Below are 24,903 nucleotides of genomic sequence, written 5' to 3' on the forward strand. Positions count from 1 at the left end.
AAAAACACCCTTTTACTTCAATTCTTTGCTTTTCAGTGAGAAACGGTGCTTTTCGACCTTCTCAATCTGTGTGACCTGGGAATCGTGTACGGTGATTTGAACGGTGCCGAAATCCAGTGTTTCCAACGAACTGATGATTTTTTCAATCACTTTCGGATCAACGGTTGTTTTTGAAACCAATGACCTTCCCCCCTGTTCGGTTTTAATTCATAGTATTCTTATAAGAATTATAATATTATGTTTTTTCCAATAAATCAATGGTGATTTCTATTCAAATCAAAAAGGCATATGATTGCCACATCAAAGGGCGGTCATATGCCTAATCAGACTTCATCTTAGTTTTCTTCCAATTCCTCAACAATGCAGCGGACGCCCATGTTTTCAAGCGCCTGCTTCAGCGTGCCGTATGTTTCATATTCACTGAAATCAAGCCCTAATTGAATGGATGTTTGGGCTACATCCGGTCGAATGCCTGAAAATACGGCTTTGACGCCAAGTAAGAAAAGTGTTTTTGACAGGTTGTACAATTGCTGCGCAACCATTGTATCCACAATCGGGACGCCGGAAAGATCGACAACAAGACTTGTGATTTTTCTCTCAATGCATTGGACAGGCACTGTCTCTAAAATCACCTGCGCACGTTTTGTGTCGACAGAGCCAATCAGCGGCAATATGCCGATTCCATCCGCAATGGAAATCACCGGACAGCCTAATTCACTGATTAATTCCTGCTGAGAAGTGAGCCTCATCAGCATAAATTTTTGATACTGCTCGGAAAACTCAATAATCAGCTTATCGAAAGACTGATTCACAATACGGTTCCAGCGGTCAGCATCCTCACTTGTGACGATATCCCGATGCTCTTTTATAAACGTAACGACAGCATCCCAGAATGCGATTCTTGAATTTGATATGGCTTCGACGACCTCATGCACCGGAACATCTTGCTCTACTCTGTTTTTCGCAACATTCAGCGCCCATTTTGCCATATTGTCTTGAAATTCGGTTTGTTCCTCCAGGAATGCACTAGCGATTGTTATATTCGTAAACGTATGCTGCTCTGTCAAAAGCTTTTTCGTTTCTTCACTTAAATGGTCGGCGGAATATAATTCGCCTTGCAGCTGACTTCGTAAACTGAACCATTTCTCAGTAATGTCAGCCGTATGGTCTATGATATATTGATATAGTTTTTGATCGATATTCACGGTCTGTCTCCTTTTTCATAATAGAAGCTCTTATATTATAAAATTATAAATCGGAATTGTGAATGGGACTAGGGAAAAATGGATTGATTCTGCACACTGAGCGCAGCCAATTTCATCCATAGGCAGGTTCACTAATATAAGCCCACTCTCATATCCTGTCAAATGTACAGTTTACCATGAGAAAGGGCGTTATGATATGTATTATCATCCATATATGTATGACGGGTCGATTTATGATCCATGGCTCGCAGTTGAATATGATTACCGCTACCCAGTTGGATACCCAGGGCCTGGAATTGGCGGGGGTGCCGTGCCCGGAATTGGCGGAGGCGCCGTACCCGGAATTGGCGGAGGCGCCGTGCCCGGAATTGGCGGGGGTGCCGTGCCTGGTATAGGCGGAGGCGCCGTGCCCGGTGTTGGAGGCGGGGCGCCGCAAGGTCCTCCTCCGCATAAAAAGCCGGCAAAACCGACAAAGCCTCAGGGCTTGCATGGGGCGGCTTATTTAGTTGAACCCGTTCTCATTCAGCCTTGCCTCTTCCGTTTTACCTATGTTTGGTTAACCAACGGCAGCTCATTTTGGTTCTATCCAGTCATTCTTGGCAGAGAATCCGTCGGCGGCTTTTATTGGGATGCCTCACACCACCGCTGGTTTTATTACGCCTTGGACACAAAACATATAGATGTCGTAAGCTGCTCATTTTAATGGTAAATCAGCCGGTTCTCCCGGCTGATTTTTCTGTGTTACTTCAGCTTTATAAAGGTTATGATATATATACATATCTATTGAATTGGAGGTTTCCCTATGATCAAACAAATCGGCACTGTGGCTGTATATGTTGAGGATCAGCAGAAAGCGAAGCAATTTTGGTCGGAGAAGGTGGGTTTTGACATTATAGCGGACCATCCGATGGGGCCAAACGCAAGCTGGCTGGAGGTCGCGCCCACGGGGGCACAGACTCGTTTAGTCATTTATCCGAAAGCGATGATGAAAGGCGCCGAACACATGAAGGCTTCTATTGTCTTTGAGTGTGAAGACATCTTTGGTACATATGAAAGAATGAAGGCAAACGGCGTAGCATTTCTCAGTGAGCCGAACCAGATGGAGTGGGGCACCTTTGTTCAATTTCAGGACGAGGACGGCAATGAGTTTTTATTGAAAGCATAAGTGTGACGGCGGAGAAAATGCTCCGCCGTGCTCTTTTTTTGACATTGAGAATGAATTTCATTTACAATAACGGATATATGAACGTGATTGGAGAGAGATAAATGTTTGTTCAGTTAAGAAAAATGACGGTAAAAGAAGGCCATGCTGATAAAGTAATCGAACGTTTCAGCGCTGAAGGAATCATTGAAAAACAGGAAGGCTTAATTGATGTGACCGTGCTTGAGAAAAACGTCCGCCGCGGCGATGAGGAAGTCGTTGTCATGATCCGCTGGCAATCCGAGGATCACTGGAAACAGTGGGAAAAAAGCGATGCGCATATCGCCGGGCATAAAGCGAACAAAGGCAAGCCAAAGCCTGACTATATGATCAGCACTGAAGTGAGCATGTATCACGTGAGAGCTGTTAAACAAGGGACTCATCAATAACGAAAAAGAGCTTGGGCTATGCCGCAAGCTCTTTTTTCATGAGGATCTGCTTTCTTCAAATGTGATGGCGTACAGCGGTTTATTAGGATGCCATTCAGCAAATAATACATCCTTAGTCTTTTCAATCCCCTGCTTTTTCAGCGTTTGCTTCAGCCACTGTTCGTCTACCCCTGCTTCTCGCAGGTTGTCATACACAATCTCGCCATCAAGAATTAACGTGGTGGGCAAAGACACATTTTGCTGCGGAAGATTCATATCTTTTCTCGTCGGATTGCCAAAATCGGATTTCTGAAGAACGCTGACCATCCCGTTTGTTTCTAATATGGCATATTCCACTTCCTGTATGGAAAAGCAGCCGGCCTGCCTTAAAAGGCTCTGCAGCTGATTAATGTCGAGCTTGTTTTTCTTCAGCATTTCATATTTGAGCTTTCCATTATGGATGACGATATTCGGTTCACCTTCCAGGAACTTTCTGGACCCTTTTATTTTTTGGGTAATGAATTCAATCAGATAAATCAGCAGTCCCCACAGCAGCGAAGCGAAAATAATCTCTCTGATCTTAATTTCATGATCGTACACAGCATTTCCGACCAGTTCCCCTAAAATCAATGCAGAAATAAAGTCAAACGGAGTGATTTGAGAGAATTGGGTTTTTCCGAGAAACTTCAAAATGACAAATAAAATACCCAAACCGCAAACTAATTCTGCCGCTACACTGAGATAATCTCCCATTGTTGATAGCACCTACTTCTTAAGAGCTACTATCATTATGGTCAACTGCACGTTTTCTAAACGGTCACTGATCGCTATTATAAAATCGGCTGGTGTTTTGAAAGCATGTCGTCAAAAAGCTGCTCCGCATCACGGCGGTCGAGCGTGACAAGCGGGTCATTGAGAAACGCTTGAAAAGCGAGACCGCGGTCCTTTGTTAGCCCCGCTTCCGCCACTGCCTCCTGATTGGATACGTGTCGTGCCGCCAGCATTTCCACACCCTTCGGCAACGCTCCGGAAACAATCGGCTGGACACGGTTGCGGGTAATGAATGCGTTTGTTTCCACGATCGCATCTAATGGCAGATGAGCGACCTGGCCTCGATTCGGCAGATTCACATTTGTTACAAGTTCGCCCAGTCCGAGGAGCGCCGCTATGATGTTCACGCCCTCTTCTCCTGATGCTTTCCTCTCAACACCCTGTTTTTGCTGCGCCATGTGATCCATTTCTTTTTGTTTCCGGTCTCTGTCCTGTTTTCTGAAGGATATGGGTGTCAGGTGAAACTTCCATGTCTCAGGCTGTTTGAGATAACAGCCGGGGAGAAACTCAGCCAGGTGCCTGTCACCGGCAGCGGGGATGGCACCGTACGCTTCAAATAAATCGAATGCAATACGGTGCGCAGAGTGAAATACGCTGTCCTTCCAGCTTTCCCCCTCCAGCTCATAGCCGGATTCGGCATAATGCGCGCAGAAATCACGGAAAACAGGCAGCAGATCAATATGCCGGTAAGAAGCTGCTGTGACCCACGTGAAATGGTTAATGCCCAGCACATGAACATGAATATCTTCACGCCGCTTTACCTCTAGTCCAAGCCTATTTGTAACCATCTCCGCCAGCAGTTTTTGCGTGCCGAATACTTCGTGGCAGCAGCCGAACGCTTTTATGCCGGGAAACACTTTATACAGCGTTCTCGTGCACACAGACATTGGGTTTGTATAATTGATGACCCATGATTCGGGGGCGTAGTCTCTTATTGCCCGGGCAATTTCTGCAAACATCGGAACGGCCCGCAAACCTCTCATAATTCCCCCCGGTCCGACAGTATCACCAACTGATTGATAGATGCCGTATCGCTCAGGCAGATGAACGTCCGTTTCCATGTCATCCAGAGTGCCTGGCAAAATCGAAATAATGACGATATCCGCACCTGATAATACCTTTTTCAAAGTAGAAACCGCCTCGTACCGCCATCTGCCGTCCCCGCTGTTATTGCCGATGATTTCATTTTTCTGCGCCGCTTCAACATTCAGGTCATAGAGCGCCACCGTGCCTGACATTCGGTCATCAAGGGACAAATCGCTCATCAAGCTTCGGGCCCAGCCTTGGGAACCCCCGCCGATATAGGCGATTTTGATCTGATCTAACATACTGATATGAAACACTCCCTTTCTCAGCCTTTCACAGAACCGATCAGCATTCCTTTGGCAAAATGTTTTTGTAAAAATGGATAAACCGCCAAAATCGGTATGGTCGCGATGACGATGACAGCAAGCTTAATTCCCTGCTCCGGCGGAATGGTATTTTGCATCGTATCGCCATTGGTCGCCGTTAAGTCCGATAAAATCGTGACCTGGCGGAGCACCATTTGCAGCGGCCATTTTGCACTGTCATTGATATATAAGAGAGCATGGAAGAAATCATTCCAAATTCCGACCGCATAAAACAGAGCAAAGGTGGCAATGACCGGCTTTGACAGCGGCAAAGCGATCCGCCAAAAGACGCCGATTTCTGAACAGCCGTCCATTTTTGCTGATTCCTCAAGCTCCCGCGGCAGCTGCTGAAAGAAGTTTTTGATAATAATGAGGTTAAACGGATTGATCGCCATTGGCAGGATCAACGCCCAATAGGAATCCAGCAATCCAAGTGATTTGACAACAAGATACGTCGGAATCATTCCCCCGGAAAACAGCATCGAGAAAATCACCAGGTTTAAAAGCAGATTCCGTCCCTTCACATGCCGCTTCGCCAGCGGATACGCCATCGTGAAGGTGAAAAACAGCTGCACGGCTGTCCCGACTACAGTGATGAAGATGGATACGCCCATACTTCTGATAAACGTCGGTGTCGAAAACACGTACCGATAAGCGTCAAGGGTAAAGGTTTTCGGGAAAATAAAGAAGCTGCGCTGAGCCAGCTCAGCTTCTGTCGCAAAGGAACCAGCGATAATATACAAAAACGGCAAAATGGTAATCGCGCCGACGCCGCCAAGAAACAAAATGTTGCAGACGTCAAATACCCGTCCGGCTTTTGTGTTGTGCATCGTATGAATGTCAGCCATACCTCTCCCCCCTTTAAAACAATCCTTCCTGATCGAACTTTTTCGCGATGTAATTGGCACAGAAAATTAAGATAATCCCGACAACCGATTTAAACAAACCGACAGCTGTGCTGTAGCTGTACGCGCCTTGGGTAATCCCCATCATGTAAACGTACGTGTCGAAGATGTCAGCCACGCTGCGGTTAAGCGAGTTTGTCATCAAATACACCTGTTCAAAACCGATATTTAAAAAGCTTCCGATCCTTAAAATCAAAAGAACAATGATGGTGCTTCTGATTGCCGGAAGCGTAATATGCCACATCCGCCTAAACCGGCCGGCCCCATCCATAATCGCCGCCTCATATTGCTCCTGATCCACCGTTGCCAAAGCGGCGAGAAATAAAATCGTCCCCCAGCCTGTCTCCTTCCAGATGCTTTGCATGACAATCATCGGCCGGAACCAGTCAGCGTCTGATAAGAAAGAAATCTGATTCCCTGTCAGGCTCATGACCATTTTGTTGATGACGCCTGTATCGACTGTAAAGAAAACAAAGGTGATGCTGACCACGATTGTCCATGAGACAAAATGGGGCACGTAAATAAGGGTCTGAATGCACCTTTTATACACAGCCTTCCTCAGCTCATTCAACAGCAAAGCCAAAATGAGCGGCGCGGGAAAGGCAAACAGCAGATCAAGGCTTGCCAGCATGAGCGTGTTGCGCAGCAGCCGGAAAAAATCCGGATTCATAAAAAAATCTTTAAAATAATCAAGACCGACCCATTCGCTTTTCCAGAAGCCGAGATATGGCGAATAATCCTTAAACGCGATAAGCACGCCCCACATCGGCAGGTATTTGAAAATCAGAAAATAAAGCAGACCGGGAATAAGAAGAAGATAAAGCCATTTGTCTCTTTTGAGCGCAGCCATCCAGCTGATGCCTTTTCCAGCAGCGAGAACTGGTGCGTTTCCCTTCTTCGGCACCGTTTCCATATCTGTTCTCCTTTCGTGATACCGGTGCGCCCGCCGAACGGCAGGCGCATCGGTTTATTTTGACGATTGATACAATTTGTTTAAGTCCTTCATCAGTTCATTGCCGCCGCTGTTTTCCCAAAGCTTCACCGCATCCTTGAAGCCTTTTTCATCAATTTCTCCGATAATAAATTGTGTTCTTGCATCGAGAATGATGTTGTCCAGCTGGGCTCCTTTTTGGGTATATACATCGGATACAAGCGACTCAGCCGGGTTAAAGACGGCTATTTTTTCTCCTTCAGTGATGATGTCCTTGCGATGCTGAAAGAGCTTTGTTTTCTGATCTTCGATGTAGTACTCGCTTTTTGGGATGGACATGCTGAACTGAGCCAAGCCTTCATGCTCATACAGAAGGGATTTGTTGTTTTTTTCAAGAGAGGTGAATACGCCGTCCTTCAGCTCATAATTACGGTCCTCGACTCCATTGTTGGTCAGAATCTGTGCTTCCTTATCGTTCAGCTTATCAAGGAAGGACAGCACCTCTTTCAGCTCTTTTTCCGTTTTCACACTTGATTTTGGTATCGCGATCATGCCTGAATATCCTGATGTCGGGAAAGTGCGCTTGCCTTTTGGTCCTTCTACTGTGCCGACGATATCAATGATATCCTTGTTCGACTCATCCGCTTCTTCCATGGCGCTTTGAATTTGCGACGCTCTGGAGCCTGTATCAACGATGACACCCGCTTTTCCTTTTACAACCGGGTCATTCCACTTCGCCGAATCCATGACAGCGAAATCCTTGTTGATCAAGCCTTCATCATACAGCTTCTTAAAGAAGGTGAGCGCCTCCATATATTCCTTCGTTGTAAAATCAGGCACCAGCTTTCCGTTTTCAACGCCGTAGCGATTCGGGGCGCCGAACCAGATTTGCAGAACATCCCACGGGCTTCCGTTGCCAAGCCCCATCCATTTCGGCACGACCATGCCGTACGTATCGTCCTTGCCGTTTCCGTCAGGATCTTTTTCCTTAAAGGCCTTCAGCACTTCATAAAAATCATCAAGCGTTTCCGGCATATCGAGCCCGACGTTTTTGAGCCAGTCGGTTCTGATGATCATACAGGCTCTGATCAAGTCTCTCGATCTGTAGACCCCGTACACCTCGCCATTTACCGAGCTGTTCTTGAGTATCTTTTTATCAGCCTGGCTTACATTCTTGTAGTCTTTTAAATAAGGAGACAGCTCCCAAAAAGCGCCCGCTTTGACAGACTTAATAAAGCCGGCTGACTTATCTTTAATCACAATCGCATGCGGCATCTCTCCGGAAGCCATGACGATGTTGAATTTGTCGTTGTAGGATGAATCAGGCACCCATGTGACCTTAATCTCTTTGCCTGTGTATTTCTCTAACGCTTTTAATGATGGGCTTTTATCACTCGGGCTTTCCGGTGACAGCAGCGGCGCCATGATGTTGATCGTGTTTTTTGAATCGCTCGCTGAATTGGATGTTTCTGAATTGCTGCATCCCGCTATCATCATGGCAGCGAGCGGTAACGCAATCCATCTTTTTCGTATTCTTTTTTTCATGATGCGTAAGTCCCCCTTTTTCTCCTTTTTCATTTCCCCTTTGCCACCCCTAATATAAAGCGCTTACATAAATTCTTGCAATCTTCATTTTTTGCATCATTTCTCCTATGAATTGACGGCAGTTATCCTTTTTTGCCGGATGTATCTTTTTTTGCGGGGAGGTATTCACCAATTAATTCAAGTGCCGCAATGACATTTAAACACCATTGGGAGACAGTGTTTGTCGTTACCCACGGAAGCTCTTCAAGCTGAGTCCACGTCTCGATTTGCGCGGGTTTGATCGGAAGCGGCGTATGGCTCAGTTTATGGTCGAGCAAAAGATTCCACGCTTTTTCGGCGAGGTTATGGTCTTGCTTTTTTCTCGCAGCATAGGCTGTCATACCAGCCGCAAACATCGGCCAGTGAAAATGCCCGTCATGGAGCGCACCTCCGCTTTTTTTGCGTTTTTCTTCATCACTGAATGTGTAAAACTCGCCGAATTCACTCAGCATTTCCTCCCATTCCCGGTCTTCAATAAGCTCAGCCAGCTCCATCCATACTTGCGGCGCGCCAAAGGCAATGATCATATGATATCCGCCCGCTATGCCGTCTCCCATGTGATGAAGCATTGAGGTCGCCGGATCATATTCGAATGTCGGGCCGGATAATAAGCGGAGCGGGAGCCGCTTCAGACAGCTGATGCCCGTTTCGATTTTTTTGAGATATTCGAGATTCTCGGTCCGCTCCCATTCCGCCAGCCAATTCGAGCAAAAAGCCGCCCAGTCCGGTCCCGTTCTCACGTGGGTCGGATGCTTGCCTTTCTCGTAAAAAGCGCGCATCGGATCGGTTTTGACGAGGGCGCAGTCGGCGTCCTTCACTTCTGTCAAAAGATCTCCCGTCCGCTCATCTCCCGTCAGATAATAATAGAATTTATAAAGCCCGGCCATGCTGATCCTCGCTTCCTTGCAGCCGCATCCCCAATGAACAACATTATGCCGTGAGCCAAGCCCTGCGTATTCCCCGAGGTGAAAGCTGTCCGTTTCGCTCGTGTGGCGGGTCATGGCTTCTGCCATGCGGAAGATATCCTCTCGGCCTGAGCGGAAAAACGCCTGCCACAGCCATAAGGTCGGAACGAGCTCATTGTTTTGCCATGCGTATCCGCCGAGATCGTACCTCCACATATGCCGGATCGGGTCATATGTATGCATGACATCGCCATAATGCCAAAACCCGTACCACCTTCGCTGCTCTACTTCCTTTTTATAAAACAGAAAGGCGGCGTCGAGCTGTTCCTCCAGCTCTTTTTTGAGCGGATGGGATGTGTCAATGACACTCCAAATCCCGAGTGCCTTTGATTCGTAATAAACATCCGGCTCACATACTAAGAGCGGCGGCGCCTGCCATTTGTTGGCGTGCGCATTGAGGACATCATCTGATGGCATGCGTGAAAAGCACGACAGACTGATTTCATTTGTGTTGGCAATGCCGGTCGGGTCAGAGCGCAATTCATCAAAGCCTTCATACGCGCTGGCGACATGGGTGTTTCCTGTATAATGCCGCAAATCCATCGCTTCCCCGTTCGGGGGCCAAAGCCAGATGGTCATTTTTGGATGGCTGCCGGCAAGGCCGGTGATCTCCAGCGCTGACGGATATTTCTCAAAAAAATACCGCAGGCCGAGTGCTATGCCGCCATTTTCGCCGCCCGCATAGCAAAGCCCCTGCGCCCGGCTGCCATGCAGCATGCCGACCCACGTATAATCTTTTCCGGTCCGTTTTGACAGGCTGTAGTGATCACTGGAATCCTGAACGAGCTTAATATCATTCCAAACCGCGTTCTGTGTGCCGTGAGCAAACCACTCCTTATGCTCTTCACTTGGAGACAGCAATTCGCCATTGATTTGTTTTTCATAAAGCGGATACCGTTCATTGAATTTACGTGTGCCAAACAGCTGGGCGGGTTCTTTGTACATCCCTTTCTCTCCCGCAAAACGGAAATGGCGGTTGTACGGCTCCCCTTCCAAAACAAGGTCAAATTCGATGCCGAGCCCTTTAATGAATTCTTGTTTGCTATTTTTGTCGATCAGCTGCGTGTGTACGATGCTGATCTCAGACAGCCCGGCATAAAACGTCAATCGGATGACAAACGGCAGCCATTCTTCATTTTTGAGCACGTGCACACCCTCTATTTTGACCACCGCTTTGATAGGGCCGCTCTTTTCAATCATCACCCGTTTGATGAGGCTGACAGACGCTTCATGAAAAAGAACCGTTTCCGCCGCCGTCTCTTTTCTCGTTTCTCTAATGGCAACAAGCCTCCCGCCTGCGGCGATCGGCTTTCCGTTGTTCTGCAATGATTGAATGAAGTCTGAGCCTGTTTTATTGATGGTGCAGATGAGTGTTCCTGTATCGACTTGGATGTCACGCCCTGAGTCTTTGATGCTGAGCGTTTCGGCTGGCCGCGGGGCTTCGCCTTTTTGGATTGCATATCTATGATGTTCCTGTCCGCGGAACACCGCCGCGTGCTTCGTCCACTTGATGCTCCCGTCCGGCCAATAGGCCGACGGTTCGCATTGCACATATCGGCTTTCCTCCTTTTCATTCACAAGCGCCAGACAGTCTCCTTTTTGCAATTCTCCTTTTTTCCATGGCACGCCCCACGCCACACCGCTTGTCACCTTCGGCTGTTCTGATAACCATTTGATCTTTTTCATCGTCCTCTCCCTCCATAGAAAAAAGCTGATTCATTGCAAAGAATCAGCTGCGATTACCAAACTGAATCACACGGTATTCATGCGGTCCGACAGCCAGCCTCCCCGCTTTCGCCGAACGGTTCGTCAACAAATCCGTTCCCGCTTCCGGCAGTGTCACGCTTCCGCCTTTTCCATCCATATTGATGATGATCCACACAAGGCCGTTATCGCCTTTGCGCGGGGCAACGATCGTGCCGGGTGTAACATCCGACCGGACAGAAATGGCTGCTTCAGCCGCGTAATGCCTGACGAGCGCTTCCAGCATCGCATCCCCTTCGTTCCCTGATGGAAGCGCTCCGAGCATAACGATTTTCCCCTTGCCGTGCTTCTGTTCTGTCAAAAAGGCATGGCCTGCTCCAGGTCCCGATTCAACCGTGCCGAGGATATTTCCGCTCCCGGTATCAAACACCGCGCTCCAAAGCCCAAGCGGCGCCGTGATGCCAAACGCTTTTCCTGTATTCACGTCCTCGTTCATTGGAAAGGTAAACAGCGTTTTGATACCGGCTGTTTTCTCAAGTTCTCCAAGTCCGCAATCGGTGTGAATGGTATGTTCGCTTGTACGCCCTCCAGTCAGCGGCCCGGCGATCCAGATGCCGCCCGCTTCAGCGAATGCCGAAGCTTTGTTGATAAATTCAGCAGACAGATACGGCACAAATGGCGTAAACAGCAGGCGGTAGCCGTCCAGCGGAACACCTTCCGGAATGAGGTCACGGTGAATCCCCGTGTTAAGAATGCGCTCATAAAAGTGCGTCACTAGCGAACGGTGCTGGAGTCCCCGGTGAGGCTCAGTTTTGATAAATGCTTTTGCTCTGTCGGAGTACGTCATCGCCGCCTCGGCTTGAACGGGTTCAGTGGATAGAATGACTGACTCGATTTCCTTTCTTGCCCGCTCGACAGCCAGCACGTTCTGATAGCCAACGGTCGGCTTGCCCCAGGCACTCAGAACGGAGCCGTGTGAAATCTCACTGCCTGAACGCTGCTGACGCCACAGCCAATAACAAAACCCCTCGCTTCCTAAGGCGTAGGAAGATACGGCTTCAGCCTGTAAATAACCGTCGGCGTGCGGGAAAGCGGAGCTCTCGAGCGAGGCCGCATACGACGGGCTCGTTTCCAAAATCCAAAACGGGCGTCCTTGTTTCATAGTTCTCCATAAATCACAGTTCAATAAAAAGGCAGAGGCGTTTTCCTGCGAAGCGTATGTGTCATAAGAGGCAAAATCGAGATTCCGAAACATCCGCTCATTGTCCACGCTGAACATGACAGAGCCGTTATGCGTGATTGGCGCATCTGAATAACAGCGGATGATTTTCGCCTGTTCATCCGCAAATTGAGCGATCATCTCCATCGAAAACAGCTGATACATCGTGCGCAATGAAGCGTGATGCAAAAACGGGGCCGGACCCGGCTGCGGCACCTGCTCAAAGGTTTGATAGGTTTCGCTCCACACATCGGTTCCCCACGCTTCATTTAACCGTTCAATCACACCGTAACGGTTTCTAAGCCAGACATGCCATAAGCTTAAGCACGTCTCACACATGCATTCAGCCACATGGCATTTAAATTCATTATCGAGCTGCCACCCGATCAGCCCCGGCAGGTGTCCCAGCTCTTTGGCGATGCTTGTGGTGATGATGGCGGCTCTTTTTCGGAAATATTGGTTATTTGTACAAGCATGCTGACGGGAGCCGTGCCCCATCACCTCTCTTTTTTCGTTGATATGCATTCGCTCAGGCCGGCCGTGCGACAGCCAAATAGGCGGTGTCGGCGTCGGTGTGCACATGATCGTTTCGATGCCGTTGTCATACATCCGGCTGATCATTTCCTTAAAAAAGCTCACGTCAATTTTTCCTTCTTCCGGCTCGATCACAGACCAGGCGAATTCACCCATTCGCACGACATTGATGCCGACCTCCCGCATCCTGTCAATATCCTGCTGAATCGTCTTTTCATCCCATAGCTCCGGATAATAGCAAGCGCCGTGATATAATTTTCTCCCCAAGTCCTTCACCCTTCTTTGACGATGGATTCCGTTAATGGCAGGCCGAGCTCCTTCATGCCTTTCGCTACGAGTTTTGCCATTTCATTTGCGCCTTTTTTTGTAAAATGCGTGTAATCGTCAATCCCCTCAGAAACCATAAAATAGGTGTATACTTTTTCTTCGCCCTTCTCAGTAAAGAAAGCGAGGCTTTTTTCCATCAGATCAATGAGCTGGACATTCTCCTCAGTGGCCGTCTGCTTCATGGCAATGCAATAATCAGGAAAGTCGTTCAAAAACACGCCGTTTTCATAATGAAAGCGGGCTACTGGGGTAATGAGAAGCGGATGCGCGCCTTTTTCTCTAGCGCCTGCGATATACTGCTTTAAATATTGTTTATAGGTGGTATAGGGCTCGGTGTAGCGCTCCGGCTTATTTTTCGACGCGTCATTATGGCCCATCTGCACAAACAGCCAATCATCCGGCCCAATCACATCAAGGATCGCCTGAAGCCTGCCTTCCTCCACAAAGGTTTTTGAGCTTCTGCCGCCGATCGCTTTATTGATCACCTGAATATGCTCCGGCAGATGCGAACCGAGAAACTGCCCCCAGCCCCCTTGATTTGTACTTTCTCCATACGTTTGGACAGTCGAATCACCAGCAAGATAAAGATGATGTGCCATGTCTCATTCCCCCTCGTTTTTTTCACTTAATATAAACTCGATGGCAGAAAGCTCCTCGTTTGAAAAGTCCGCTGATTGCAAGGCTTGAACGTTTTCCTCTATCTGTTGCGCCCGGCTTGTTCCAATTAAAAAGGAGGTCATCCGGGCATCCTTCAAAAGTCATGAGAGCGCCATTTGCGGGAGCGTTTGTCCCCGTTCTTTCGCAACCAGATTCAGCCTTTGCGCCTTACTGACCGCTCTTTCGGTTATGTGCTCCGCCTGCAGGAAAGGACTGTTCGCATCCTTTGCTCTTGATGTTTCCTGGATGCCTGAAGCGTACTTTGTCGTGAGAAGCCCTTGAGCAAGCGGCGCAAACGCGATGCAGCCGGCTCCCTTTTTGTCCAGCACATCAAGCAGCCCTTTTTCCGGATCTCGGTGAAACATCGAATATCGCGTCTGATGGATGGCGAGCCTGACTCCGAGCTATTGTAAAAGATCGGCGGCGCGCTCTGTCTCTTCAGGGCTGTAGTTTGACAGTCCGACATACAAAGCTTTTCCTTGGCGCACAAAGCCCGCCAGCGTCTCCATCGTTTCCTCAAGCGGCGTTTCAGGATCAGGACGGTGCGAATAGAAGAGATCCACATAATCAAGCCCCAGCCGCTTTAAACTTTGATTCAAGCTGGCACTCAAATGTTTTTTCGAGCCGCCATTGCCATACGGCCCCTTCCACATGTCATAGCCGGCTTTAGTGCTGATGACGAGTTCATCACGGTAAGGCGCAAAATCCGTTTTCAGCATGCGCCTGAACATCTCCTCAGCGGAGCCGGGCGGCGGGCCGTAATTGTTGGCCAGATCAAAATGGACGATGCCTGCATCAAATGCGGCTCTCAGCATGGACCGCGCGTTCTCCGGAGAATAGGCAGCGCCGAACTGATGCCAGAGGCCTAGAGAAATGCGGGAAGCCTTAATCCGGTTCGCCCGGCTTTGTGATAGATCATTTTGTCATAGCGTTCAGCCTTTGCTTCGTATCCCATACGGTTCCTCCTAAAGCGGCGTCTCCGCTTTGTTTCCCGCTATGTACAGAGCGGGCTTCGGCGGTTTTTTCATCCCTGTTCCGAGATAAAAGCTTGTGTGCGGCGGCTGGTTGTACGCGGTGTTCTGCCAAGCGATTCCCAGCCTGTAAACCGGATCGTGCATCAGTGTGTAAAAACGATGGCGGGTAAGGTGTGTCGTTGTATAGATACGGAGCGCACTGCTGTCTTCGGTTCTCCAAATGACCTCTTCCCGCCAGTCTCCGAACAGGTTGGCCTGAAGAACCGGGTTTCCTTTTGTCCCGTTGTTGGACAGCACACCTTCCGGCTGAAAAATCGTTTTTAAACAGCGGTTTTCAGCATCCCACTTTTCAATCTTTGGTTTGCCGATCGTTCCATTCCATTCATGATCCAAAAGCTCCCTGACCAAGTCCCCGTCCCACCAAATGGCGAAATTGGCGGAAGCAGGCGCTTTGTCGCTGATTTTTTCTCCTTTGCTCGTATAGAGCCCATATGACATTCCTTCACTGCCCGGCGGATCGATTCCCCAGACGAGTGATCCCTTGTACCGAGGGTCAATGTGAGCCGCCATTCCTCTGCCGACATCTGTTCCGGCATGGACGCCCCATAACACCTCGCCTGTTCCGGCATCACGCAGCGACAACCCATACGGCTTGCTTGCGTCCTCATGAACCTGAAACACTTCAAGCCCTTTGCGTGACGGATCTAGATCGCCGACGTGCATGGCGTCTCCGTGTCCCAGTTCCGTCGTGTACAGACCGGTTCCGTCATGATCAACCGCCATGGCGCCGTAAATAATTTCATCCTTTCCATCGCCATCAACATCGGCAACGCTCAAGCTGTGGTTGCCCTGTCCCGCGTATGCTTCATGCCCCGGCTGATTGGAGTCAAACATCCAGCGTTTTTTGAGCCTGCCGTTCCTGAAATCATAAGCGACCAGTACCGTTCTCATATAATAGCCCCGTGCCATCACCAGGCTCGGCCGCTCTCCATCTAAATAAGCGATTCCGGCGAGAAAACGGTCCATCCGGTTGCCGTAGCCGTCTCCCCAATCCTCTAGGTTACCGCGAGGCGGTTCATAATCGACAGTCGTGAGCGCTTCACCGGTTTCCCCTTTAAACACTGTCAAATATTCCGGACCTGACAGGATTCTGCCCTGCTCATTCTTGAAATCGGCATGCGCTTCACCGATGATGTTTCCTTTGCCGTCTATTGTGCCATCGGCTGTTTTCATAGCGATTTCTGCTTTTCCGTCACCGTCTAAGTCATAGACCATAAACTGCGTGTAATGGGCGCCTGCTCTGATATTTCTGCCGAGGTTGATCCGCCACAGAAAAGCGCCATTCAATTTATAGGCGTCAATGAGGACGTCTCCGGTATAACCGTCGTGGGCGTTATCTTTTGAGTTGGACGGGTCCCACTTCAGGATGATTTCATATTCCCCGTCCCCATCCACATCTCCGACGCTCGCATCATTGGCGCTGTAGGTATACGGTTTTCCGTCCGGCGTCACGCCGCCTTCTGGTTTGTTTAGCGGGAGCTCGAGAACGTTTTCCCGCCAAACGGAAGCTTCTTTCGAAAGCCTTTCTTCCCGGCCTTTATAGACAGCCGCCACTTGATAGAGAGAGTCCTCCGTTCCCTTTTCATCCAGAAAATTGGTGCTATCCGCAATCGGCTCGCCATTGATCCGATTTCCGTCCCGATAAATGTGAAAAGCTGCAGTCTCATGATCGGTTCCGAGAAAACGCCAGCTCACAAATACGCCTTGCTCCGTTTTGACCGCGATCAGGCCTCTGGTCAGGTATTCCATCTGCCTCTTTTTTGGTTTCATTTTAAATGGGAACGGGCCAAGCGTGCGGCCCGTTCCTTCCCCCCTTCGTTAAGGCGTATACATATTCGGTTTAGACTGTGCCGCCATGCCGTCTCCTAAAAAGAAGCTTGTATGCGGCGGCTGGTTATACGCGACATTTTGCCAGGCAATGCCGAGCCGGTACACAGGATCATGCATCAGCGTATACAGCCTGTGCTCAGTCGGAATTGTGGTGGTGTAGATGCGGAGCGCACTGCTGTCCTCGGTTCTCCACACAGCTTCCTCCCGCCAGTCACCGAGCAGATCAGCCTGAAGAGCCGGTGTTGCTTTTGTAGAGTTATTGGAGGCAGCACCTGATGCCGTCAGCAGGTTTTTAGAGACGCCGTTTTGATAATCCCATTTATCAATCCTGTTGCTGTCCAGCTGTTCCCGCAGCAGGTCACCGTCCCACCAGATGCCGAAATTGGTTGACGACGGCACACTGCTGCCGATTTTGGCGCCTTTCGATGTGTAAAGAGAACCGTTCGCCCAAACCTCCTGTCCCGGATAGCGCGGATCAATATCAGCAGCCATGCCCCGGCCTACATCCTTGCCGGCGTGGACACCCCAAATGATTTTTCCCGTTGCGGCGTCACGGAAGGATAAGCCGTATTGCGCGTTTTTGTCCTCATGAACCTGAAATACTTCAAGCCCCGGCCGGCTCGGATCAAGATCTCCGGCATGCAGCGCGTCTCCGTGGCCTAAGCCTGTCGAGTACATGCCTTTGCCGTCATGGTCAACCGCCATTGAGCCGAAGATAATTTCATCCTTGCCGTCTCCGTCCACATCTGCAATGCTTAAGTTGTGATTGCCCTGTCCGGCGAAAGCTTGATTACCCGACTTAGAGGAATCCAGCGTCCAGAGCTTTGACAATTTTCCGTCTCTGAAGTTATACGCAACAAGCATGGTTTTGGCGTAATAGCCTCTGGTCATAATCAGGCTCGGACGCTGTCCGTCGAGATACGCAATGCCCGCAAGAAAACGATCGACCCGGTTGCCGTAGCTGTCGCCCCAATCTGATACATTGCCCCGTGCCGGTTCAAAGTTTGAAGTGACAAGCTCTTTTCCCGTTTCACCTTGAAAAACAGTCAGGTACTCAGGACCAGAAAGTACACGCCCCTGCTCATTTCTGTAATCGGCATTCGCATTTCCGATCACTTTTCCCGTGCCGTCTTTTGTTCCGTCAGCGGTCTTCATCGCCACTTCCGCTTTTCCGTCACCATCCAGGTCATACACCATAAACTGAGTGTAGTGTGCGCCCGCTCTGATGTTTTTGCCGAGACCGATTCGCCATAATCTTGTTCCGTCCAGCTTATACGCATCAATAAACACTTCACCCGTATAGCCGTCCTGTGAATTGTCCTTTGAATTGGACGGATCCCATTTGAGGATCAGCTCATACTGCCCATCGCCATCCACATCGCCCGTACTGGCATCATTGGCACTGTAGGTATAGGCTTCGCCCTTTGGTGTCGTGCCGCCAGCCGGTTTATCAAGCGGAACGGAGTGATACGGCTGTGCCCATACAGAAGCTTTTTCTGAAGCGGCCTGCTCGGTTCCGTTTACAACAGCCCGAATGGAATACAATGAGCCAGCTGTTCCGTTTTTATCGATATAATTCGTGGATTTGACAGGCGAAGCATTCAGCTTTTGTCCGTCTCTGTACACATTAAACGTCACAGATGCGTTTTCTGTCCCAAGAAACCGCCAGCTGACAAAAATGCCGCCATCCGTTTTGACTGCCACAAGGCCCCGGTTCAGCGCTTCCATCTGCCGCGCCGCTCCTTCTGCTTTGACAGGAAACACAGAAGCCCCCATCATCAACAACACCAACAATGTGAGAGTGGTAAACATGCTTTTTCTTCGTCTAATCATCAGACAGCTCCTTATCATTTATCTGTAAGCGCTTACTTAAATTGGATTTTATGCGCTCGAGGAGCTGTCTTCAATGTCACATTTTTGCATAAACGTTTTTGATTGGCTGCACTTTTTTGCCCGTTTGTCATTTTTTTGTTTATCCGGACTGATGACGTCGCTGCGCCTCTGTTTTTTGAAACCCACTGAAAGCAAAAAACATCGACACGAGCCCAAATAAACTTGGGCCGTAAAATGGGATCAGGCCCGGAAGCGTATACAGCAAATAAAGCACAAATCCGCAGCCGATCAGCATGCAGCCGGTGGTCAGCGGCCGCATGGCGCCAAACAGCAGCGCTTGCGGAATATATTGGCGAAGCGGAAGCTCGTAATGCACATAAAGAGGAAACACATACATGAGCGCGACGGTGTACAAAAGCCCCGCCAAGAGGGTGCAGCTCGTCACGGTAAAGGACAGCCAATCCGCACTTGCCGAAAAATAATAATAATTAGCCGACAAAATAAGCAAAAGGGCAAAAAACGCAAGTCCAATCGCATTGACCTTCAGAAACTCTTTTTTGTAGGTATCCAGAAATAACGTAAATACCGGGACATCTTTTTGCCCCATCAGCCATTTCCGTATGACGGCACACATCGCGGCTGTGCTCGGCGCCCATCCGAAAAGAACGCCGCCCAAAAGTGTAAACAACAGCCACAGCCCGTTCAGCCACGCGATTTTCACGACCGCCTCACAGCCTGCATAAAGCGCATCCGTCACAGTCGTCTTCATCTTCTCACCGCTTGGTGCACAGACAAATCACGATAAGCGGCTTTCATCGGCGCCATTTGCCTCAGTCCGATTTTTCCTTTCGTTAACACAGCTCCGAATGTGCTTCCGTCATCCTGCCACTCCAGAATGGTCAGATCATTGATCGAAAAATACACATACCCTTTATCCTTAATAAGCTTCATATGATACGGGGAATCAGCGTCGTCCGGAGAAGGCAGCGGATCAGCTCCCATTGCAGCGAGGTGGAAACCGCGGCTTTTTCTTACATTGCAGGTGCGGAACGCTCTTTCCTCCGGGTATTTTCTGCGGAAATACGACAGATGGAGCGCATTGATGTCTCCGGAATGGTATTCGGGGTACTTTCCTGTTCTTTTCTTGAGCCGCGGGTCAAATAAGTCCTCGCCTCCGATGCCGGCAGCTGCGAAAAACAGCATACACAGCCCCGGCTGTTCAATCGGGTAAAAATCCCACTTCACAATGATGCCGTCGGGAAATGTTTCCGGGCACCAATAAACAAAGTGCGCTTCGTCCTGTACATGTGACAGGTGCATACGGTAATCTTCGAATGAAACGTGCCCGCCTCCCTCCATCCGCCAGTCCTTCACATCGCTTGCTGAACGGAGCGGATTGCGGTACAGGCACGGGCCTTCTTTATACATGTTCTTTCCCCTCCCGGCTAACGAGATGGTCCTTCAGCGGAAAGCCGCTTTCTTCGATGCCTTCAGCAACGAGCTTCGCAACCTCCATGGCCCCTTCTTCTGAAAAATGCGTATTATCCTCAATGCCATCTGGGTAATTTGGATGTTCATTCGGCTGAAGCCACACGAACAAACGCTTTGACTCCTCCGGTCCGTATGTTTCATAAAGCGCCTTCGTTTTCGTTAACAAATCAATGACCGGCACATCAAGCTCCTTCGCTAACGCTTTCATCGCATCCGGATACTCACCGAGCGTGTGCTCAATCCTTCCGTTTTCATCAAAGCGGCGGCGCTGCACCGATGTAACGAACACAGGCTGCGCTCCTTTTTCTCGTGCTGTGTCCGCAAATAAAGTGAGAAATTGCTGATACGTCGAGTACGGCTTCGTCCCCCGCGGTTTCTGGTCATTGTGGCCGAATTGGATAAACAAATAATCGCCTTGTGCTATGCACTCAGCAATCGCCCGAAGCCTTCCTTCCTCCACAAAAGAGTTGGTGCTTGCTCCCCCTTTGGCGTGATTGCGCACCTTCACCTGTTCAGTGAACAATTGACCGAAAACCTGCCCCCAGCCTGCCATCGGCGCTTCATGCGGCGGGCAGTCGCTTACGGTGGAATCCCCTGCTAAAAACACCTGAATCGGTTTTTCCATCACATGTCCTCTCCTTTCACGGCGTTTCCTGATACATTTGCCTGAAAACTCCCGGCGGCATGCCGACCTGCTTTTTAAAAATCCGGTTGAAATAATTGTGGCGATAGCCGACTTCTTCTGACACATCATGAATTTTTTTATTCGTATTTACCAGCAGTTCTTTTGCTTTTTCGATTCTGATGCGGGTCACATAATCAATAAAATTAACGCCCGTCACTTGTTTAAAGGCCTTGCTCAAGGTATAAGAATTCATGCCCAGCGCATCCGCGCAGCTTTCAAGAGAAAGATCCGCCATATACTGCTCATGAATCATCGCAATCACACGTTCTGCCACCTGTTTTTGCTGTCTGTTTTTTCTGCCTTCAAGTTTGGCGAGATACGGGGTGACAACCGCATCCATCAGCCAAGCAGCCGCTTGGACAGGCTCATGCAGCTCAGATATTTCGCAAAGCATATCCCTGTTGCCAAACAGCTCGCTCGGATGAAGGCCGGAATGCAGAATATCCTCCTGGATGCGGGAAAACAGCTGAATCAGTGCAGAATGCACTTGTCTGTCGCTGACCGCCTTTTCGGCCAGTTCATCCATACATAAGCGAATCAGCTCTTCTGCTTCCGCTTTTCTTTCCAGCCGAATGGCTTGAACGATTTGCTTTTCAAGTTCAAAAGGATAGCAGGGTGCGGATGGTTCAGCCTGAAAAACATCATCCTGCAAATCTATAATCTGATGGCGATTGGCAAAACACCTGCGGGACTTGCCGCTTTTCACATCCTTAAACAGCGATGGGATATCCATAATACGGGCCGATTGCCTGCTCATTGTTCCGGCCAGGCTTAGTCCCGTGACAGCACCAAATATGCGGGCCAGCTCTGAAACATACCCCTTTAGATCCGATCCGCTCGTTTTCATCACAAGCACGGTGACGGAAAGGCGGCCAATATCAAGAATTGAAAGTTGAAAACGGCGGTTTGCCGCAAGCTCCTCATGTAAATTGGTCAGTGTAAACACAGCAAGCTGTTCATCATCGGCATAGAACATGCTCTTATCACCACGAAGCCCTGTCACCTGAAGATCAAGCACGTGAAATACGTGTTCCCCGATGTCCCAGCCCGCATCCTCCATCCGCGATCTGAGACTGTCCTCTGTGTCATAGTAAAAATCACCCTGGAGAAGGTGCTGCAAAAAACTCTTTTTCATATGGGGCGTCTGCCGGAGCAGCTGCTCTTGAAGCTTTCGGCTCTCTAGGGAAAGATCATTCCATCTCTTTTCTATCCACTTAAATTCATCCTGGCCTGACGCCTGCCATGTTTTTTTCTCGCCGCCGGTAAACAATCCGAGCAGATGCTGAATCGGGCGATAGATTTTCTTTGAAGCGTACCACGTCATGCACACAGCCAAGCCGATACAAATGACAAGCATCACAATAATCACCTTTGATAAAAACACCATCGGCGCTGTAATAGCTGAAAGAGGCGCCGCAGAAACAAAGGTCCACTTCTGATGCATTCGCTTCATTTCTCCATAGGAGACGGAATACACCGTGCCGTCCCAATCCATCTGAAAATGGCTGTTCTGGTGAGGCTGTTTTTTCACCTCATTCAGTAAAGCATTTTCAAAATCCTTTTCTCCCCCATGGAAAAGCACCTCCCGCTTTTGATCCAGAAGAAGCGCGCTGCCTTCAGGATAAGGAGACAAACTTTGCAGGAGCGCCTCCATTTCTTTCGGGTCTACCGTCAGCATGATCGCGCCAAACGGTTTCTCGGCCGCACCCGGGATGAGCTGAATCAGTGCGGCGTCTTTTCCCGGCCGGCTCCAATAAATACTCCGATCTGAAGTGAGAAGCGAGCGGTATTTGCGAAGCGTATCCTGTTCTGTCAGCGCGCTGTATTCAGGGCTCAGTACAAGAGGCCGGGGGCTGTTCAGAAAGATAGAAGCCTGCTGAATCAGCGGCTGCTGGTCCCGCAATAGAAACAGCTTTTTCGTTAATTGATAGGAGAATGTAAAGTCTTTCTCCAAATCCTTCTCGGCCAATCCGTTCATCAGCGAGGAATCGTATGCCATTTGGGCAAGCGTCAGCTCAAGGTCTTCCAGCTTCTCATCCATCCGGCTGACTTCACGCGCCACCTGTGTTTCATGCGACTTTTGCAGCTCTTTCTCCACCTTATCGATAGACAAAAAGTAGATGGCCCCGCCTGTCAGCAGTCCGGGAATACAGGCAATCAGCAAAATAAAAACAAAGTTTCTTTTGAAATACGTTCCCTTCCAGCGTGAAACCCGTTCTTTCTGTTGAGGCTGTTTTTTCATCCCTTTCCCCCCGCCGCCGTCTTTACTGATACACGCGTTTTTTCGTTCTCAGCACATCAGCGAGAAATGTGAGTGCAAGTCCCTGTCCCCAGCCTTGTATTCGTTTGTAAGGCACTTGTTTGTATCCTTCCGCATTTTTCATGACGGCTGTGCCCGCGGATACTTTGCTGACACGTCCGTCCTCTTCCACCGCATCCAAAATGGCGGCAAGTGATTTCTGCACGTATTTTGTATAGAGCTTCCCGCTCGACAGCAAAGCAGAGGCAATGCCCGCAGATGCCGAAACCTCCAAATACGAATCCGGATCATCCAAAATGGTATGCCACAGCCCTGAATCGTCCTGCAGCCGGACAAGCGCGCTCAGCTGGTCTCTGAGCGATCCGTCAATGATCATAAAAGAAGGATGCGTCACCTCAATGAGCGGGAGCGCTTTTGCCATCGTGAGCGCAGCCCAGCCATTCGCCCGCCCCCAATAAATCCCCGACAGGTGGTTTTGCAATTTGTTGTCCCAGGCATGGTAATACAAATTGGTTACGGGGTCCTGCAGCACGTCCTCATGTCCATGAAACTGGCGCAGGCCGTCCTCGAAGTAATCCTCCCGCTCCATCACACGGCCGATTCTCAGCATAAACAGCCCCGCCATCATCAGCGTATCCGCCCACGCCTGCTCAGGAAACACATAATCCGCCGAGTTCACCGTATGCTGAAGAATACCTTCCCCAAAGCGCGGCGCATGATGAAGCACATATTCCGCCATCTCGCCAGCCGTTTCCAAATAGACATGATCTCCCGTCACCTGATGCAGAAACAAAAGCGTATGCCCGACGGAAACACCGTTGATCGACAGCGGCGGCAGCCCATCCTCCAGCTGTTCATCCACCCACGTTTTTAACAGTTTGATATACTCCTCGTTTTCCGTCGCTTCATACGCCTCCGCCACGCCGTAAAACGCGACGCCGCCCGGCCAATCCCACGCAAAATCCATTTGAAATGTCCGTTTCACGATTCGGTCAATAACGGATGTGACCTTTTCTTCATCAAAGATAAGCTGTGCCATCTGCAACACTCCTTTTTATTTTAATCCGGTCGTACTGATGCCCTGAACGATATATTTTTGAAACAGAAAGAATACGAGAATCACAGGCAGCAAAGAGACGGCCGACATGGCAAACATCGCGCCCCAGTTCGAAGCGGATTCCGTGTCCAGGAAAAGCTTCAGCGCAAGTGAAACAGGATAAAGCTCCGGCTTATTCAAATATAAGAGCGGCTGAATCAGCTCCTCCCACTTCCAATAGAAAGAAAAAATCGCGGACGTCGCAAGCGCCGGTGCAATGAGCGGCAGAATGATCCGCCAAAAACAGGCAAAGCGCCCGCATCCGTCGATTCGCGCGGCTTCATCCAGCTCCTCGGGAATCGTCCGGATAAACTGGATCATCAGAAAGATAAAGAACGCATGCCCGAAAAATTGCGGAACGACAATCGGTTTAAATGAATTCAGCCAGTCTAATTTCGCAAACATAATGTACTGCGGAATCATCAGCACTTCATGCGGCAGCATTAACGTCCCCATCATGCAGGCGAACCAAAATGCTTTTCCTTTAAACGGAATGCGTGCGAAGCCGTAGGCAATGACAGCCGATGACAGGACGGCGCCGATTGTAGACAGCCCGACAATGATCGCCGAGTTTTTAATAAAGGTCCAAAACGGCTGACCCGCAATGCCCTTCCACCCTTCAGCATAGTTGCTGAGAATAAAAGGATCTGGAATGAGAGAATGAGAGGTTGTGAAAATACTGGAGCTTTCTTTAAAAGAACTGACAAACAGCCAAATGACGGGATACAGCAATAACACCGCCAGCGACGCCGTAAAAACATGGAACAGAATGCGTTTTGGCTTGATGCGCCCAGCTTTTTTCCCTTCAAACACCGGGGCTTGCCTGACAGGCTGGTTGACCGGCTCCATCCG

The 24,903-nt window shown here is 49.5% G+C and carries 21 protein-coding genes and 1 pseudogene; 3 read left to right on the forward strand and 19 right to left on the reverse strand.

Going from position 1 to position 24,903, the window contains the following annotated elements; genetic code table 11:
• Positions 1-12: 12 nt before the first annotated feature.
• Both M1D69_RS17335 and M1D69_RS17340 read right to left on the reverse strand, forming a co-directional pair.
• The gene (locus M1D69_RS17335; RefSeq protein ID WP_445209084.1) at positions 13-180 is read right to left on the reverse strand and encodes a YezD family protein; all 168 of its coding nucleotides are present in this window, start codon (positions 178-180) and stop codon (positions 13-15) included.
• 155 nt (positions 181-335) lie between these two features.
• Complete coding sequence (locus M1D69_RS17340) at positions 336-1,205, reverse strand: STAS domain-containing protein (RefSeq protein WP_458105384.1); 870 nt, start codon at positions 1,203-1,205, stop codon at positions 336-338.
• A 196-nt stretch (positions 1,206-1,401) separates the two neighbouring features.
• Here M1D69_RS17340 and M1D69_RS17345 point away from each other — a divergent pair, with 196 nt between their 5' ends.
• The 3 genes from M1D69_RS17345 to hmoA all read left to right on the forward strand — a co-directional run bounded on the left by M1D69_RS17345 (position 1,402) and on the right by hmoA (position 2,795).
• Complete coding sequence (locus tag M1D69_RS17345) at positions 1,402-1,908, forward strand: hypothetical protein (RefSeq protein ID WP_458105383.1); 507 nt, start codon at positions 1,402-1,404, stop codon at positions 1,906-1,908.
• Positions 1,909-2,007: 99 nt separating this feature from the next.
• A complete protein-coding gene (locus M1D69_RS17350; RefSeq protein ID WP_458105382.1) occupies positions 2,008-2,370 on the forward strand; it encodes a VOC family protein in 363 nt (120 codons plus the stop codon).
• Between the two features lie 101 nt (positions 2,371-2,471).
• A complete protein-coding gene (gene hmoA / locus M1D69_RS17355; protein ID WP_024120514.1) occupies positions 2,472-2,795 on the forward strand; it encodes a heme-degrading oxygenase HmoA in 324 nt (107 codons plus the stop codon).
• A 36-nt stretch (positions 2,796-2,831) separates the two neighbouring features.
• On the opposite strand, the gene M1D69_RS17360 is transcribed toward hmoA, so the two are convergent.
• The 17 genes and pseudogenes from M1D69_RS17360 to M1D69_RS17440 all read right to left on the reverse strand — a co-directional run bounded on the left by M1D69_RS17360 (position 2,832) and on the right by M1D69_RS17440 (position 24,900).
• The gene (locus tag M1D69_RS17360) at positions 2,832-3,527 is read right to left on the reverse strand and encodes a DUF421 domain-containing protein (protein ID WP_458105381.1); all 696 of its coding nucleotides are present in this window, start codon (positions 3,525-3,527) and stop codon (positions 2,832-2,834) included.
• 77 nt (positions 3,528-3,604) lie between these two features.
• Positions 3,605-4,948: an alpha-galacturonidase LplD gene (gene lplD, locus M1D69_RS17365; protein WP_458105380.1), complete on the reverse strand. Its 1,344-nt coding sequence runs from the start codon at positions 4,946-4,948 to the stop codon at positions 3,605-3,607.
• An 8-nt stretch (positions 4,949-4,956) separates the two neighbouring features.
• Complete coding sequence (locus M1D69_RS17370; protein WP_202647038.1) at positions 4,957-5,844, reverse strand: carbohydrate ABC transporter permease; 888 nt, start codon at positions 5,842-5,844, stop codon at positions 4,957-4,959.
• A 13-nt stretch (positions 5,845-5,857) separates the two neighbouring features.
• Positions 5,858-6,814 (reverse strand): ABC transporter permease, encoded by a 957-nt coding sequence (locus M1D69_RS17375; RefSeq protein ID WP_458105379.1) that lies wholly within the window; start codon positions 6,812-6,814, stop codon positions 5,858-5,860.
• A gap of 54 nt (positions 6,815-6,868) precedes the next feature.
• Positions 6,869-8,377 (reverse strand): extracellular solute-binding protein, encoded by a 1,509-nt coding sequence (locus M1D69_RS17380; RefSeq protein ID WP_458105378.1) that lies wholly within the window; start codon positions 8,375-8,377, stop codon positions 6,869-6,871.
• Between the two features lie 122 nt (positions 8,378-8,499).
• Positions 8,500-11,067, reverse strand: a complete 2,568-nt coding sequence (locus M1D69_RS17385) for an exo-rhamnogalacturonan lyase family protein (RefSeq protein ID WP_458105377.1) — start codon at positions 11,065-11,067, stop codon at positions 8,500-8,502.
• 43 nt (positions 11,068-11,110) lie between these two features.
• The gene (locus M1D69_RS17390) at positions 11,111-13,105 is read right to left on the reverse strand and encodes a beta-galactosidase (RefSeq protein ID WP_458105376.1); all 1,995 of its coding nucleotides are present in this window, start codon (positions 13,103-13,105) and stop codon (positions 11,111-11,113) included.
• Positions 13,106-13,110: 5 nt separating this feature from the next.
• A complete protein-coding gene (locus tag M1D69_RS17395; protein WP_458105375.1) occupies positions 13,111-13,764 on the reverse strand; it encodes a rhamnogalacturonan acetylesterase in 654 nt (217 codons plus the stop codon).
• Between the two features lie 3 nt (positions 13,765-13,767).
• A pseudogene (locus M1D69_RS17400) lies at positions 13,768-14,777 on the reverse strand (aldo/keto reductase).
• 10 nt (positions 14,778-14,787) lie between these two features.
• Positions 14,788-16,626, reverse strand: coding sequence for a rhamnogalacturonan lyase (locus tag M1D69_RS17405; RefSeq protein WP_458105374.1), 1,839 nt, complete (start codon positions 16,624-16,626; stop codon positions 14,788-14,790).
• 48 nt (positions 16,627-16,674) lie between these two features.
• On the reverse strand, positions 16,675-18,519 hold the full coding sequence (locus M1D69_RS17410; protein WP_458105373.1) for a rhamnogalacturonan lyase: 1,845 nt from the start codon (positions 18,517-18,519) through the stop codon (positions 16,675-16,677).
• A gap of 139 nt (positions 18,520-18,658) precedes the next feature.
• Entirely contained in the window at positions 18,659-19,288 is a 630-nt protein-coding gene (locus tag M1D69_RS17415) for a YesL family protein (RefSeq protein ID WP_458105372.1), read from the reverse strand.
• On the reverse strand, positions 19,285-19,947 hold the full coding sequence (locus M1D69_RS17420; protein WP_458105371.1) for a YesU family protein: 663 nt from the start codon (positions 19,945-19,947) through the stop codon (positions 19,285-19,287). Before M1D69_RS17420 ends, M1D69_RS17415 begins: the two co-directional genes overlap by 4 nt.
• Positions 19,940-20,638 carry a rhamnogalacturonan acetylesterase gene (locus M1D69_RS17425; protein ID WP_458105370.1) on the reverse strand — a complete coding sequence of 233 codons (699 nt, stop codon included), beginning with the start codon at positions 20,636-20,638 and terminating at the stop codon, positions 19,940-19,942. Before M1D69_RS17425 ends, M1D69_RS17420 begins: the two co-directional genes overlap by 8 nt.
• A 13-nt stretch (positions 20,639-20,651) precedes the next feature.
• Positions 20,652-22,937: an AraC family transcriptional regulator gene (locus M1D69_RS17430; RefSeq protein WP_458105369.1), complete on the reverse strand. Its 2,286-nt coding sequence runs from the start codon at positions 22,935-22,937 to the stop codon at positions 20,652-20,654.
• A gap of 22 nt (positions 22,938-22,959) precedes the next feature.
• Positions 22,960-23,994 carry a rhamnogalacturonyl hydrolase YesR gene (yesR, locus tag M1D69_RS17435; RefSeq protein ID WP_458105368.1) on the reverse strand — a complete coding sequence of 345 codons (1,035 nt, stop codon included), beginning with the start codon at positions 23,992-23,994 and terminating at the stop codon, positions 22,960-22,962.
• 15 nt (positions 23,995-24,009) lie between these two features.
• Positions 24,010-24,900: a carbohydrate ABC transporter permease gene (locus M1D69_RS17440; RefSeq protein WP_333513852.1), complete on the reverse strand. Its 891-nt coding sequence runs from the start codon at positions 24,898-24,900 to the stop codon at positions 24,010-24,012.
• Positions 24,901-24,903: the final 3 nt, after the last annotated feature.

The sequence above is a fragment of the Bacillus sp. PK3-037 genome, assembly GCF_054161355.1.

Coding starts and splice junctions, on each gene's coding strand:
- M1D69_RS17440 (WP_333513852.1), bottom strand. CDS start 24,900: ATGGAGCCGGTCAACCAGCCTGTCAGGCAAGCCCCGGTGTTTGAAGGG.
- M1D69_RS17345 (WP_458105383.1), top strand. CDS start 1,402: ATGTATTATCATCCATATATGTATGACGGGTCGATTTATGATCCATGG.
- yesR (WP_458105368.1), bottom strand. CDS start 23,994: ATGGCACAGCTTATCTTTGATGAAGAAAAGGTCACATCCGTTATTGAC.
- M1D69_RS17415 (WP_458105372.1), bottom strand. CDS start 19,288: ATGAAGACGACTGTGACGGATGCGCTTTATGCAGGCTGTGAGGCGGTC.
- hmoA (WP_024120514.1), top strand. CDS start 2,472: ATGTTTGTTCAGTTAAGAAAAATGACGGTAAAAGAAGGCCATGCTGAT.
- M1D69_RS17370 (WP_202647038.1), bottom strand. CDS start 5,844: ATGGCTGACATTCATACGATGCACAACACAAAAGCCGGACGGGTATTT.
- M1D69_RS17380 (WP_458105378.1), bottom strand. CDS start 8,377: ATGAAAAAAAGAATACGAAAAAGATGGATTGCGTTACCGCTCGCTGCC.
- M1D69_RS17360 (WP_458105381.1), bottom strand. CDS start 3,527: ATGGGAGATTATCTCAGTGTAGCGGCAGAATTAGTTTGCGGTTTGGGT.
- M1D69_RS17430 (WP_458105369.1), bottom strand. CDS start 22,937: ATGAAAAAACAGCCTCAACAGAAAGAACGGGTTTCACGCTGGAAGGGA.
- M1D69_RS17375 (WP_458105379.1), bottom strand. CDS start 6,814: ATGGAAACGGTGCCGAAGAAGGGAAACGCACCAGTTCTCGCTGCTGGA.
- M1D69_RS17395 (WP_458105375.1), bottom strand. CDS start 13,764: ATGGCACATCATCTTTATCTTGCTGGTGATTCGACTGTCCAAACGTAT.
- M1D69_RS17385 (WP_458105377.1), bottom strand. CDS start 11,067: ATGAAAAAGATCAAATGGTTATCAGAACAGCCGAAGGTGACAAGCGGT.
- M1D69_RS17405 (WP_458105374.1), bottom strand. CDS start 16,626: ATGAAACCAAAAAAGAGGCAGATGGAATACCTGACCAGAGGCCTGATC.
- M1D69_RS17350 (WP_458105382.1), top strand. CDS start 2,008: ATGATCAAACAAATCGGCACTGTGGCTGTATATGTTGAGGATCAGCAG.
- M1D69_RS17410 (WP_458105373.1), bottom strand. CDS start 18,519: ATGATTAGACGAAGAAAAAGCATGTTTACCACTCTCACATTGTTGGTG.
- M1D69_RS17420 (WP_458105371.1), bottom strand. CDS start 19,947: ATGTATAAAGAAGGCCCGTGCCTGTACCGCAATCCGCTCCGTTCAGCA.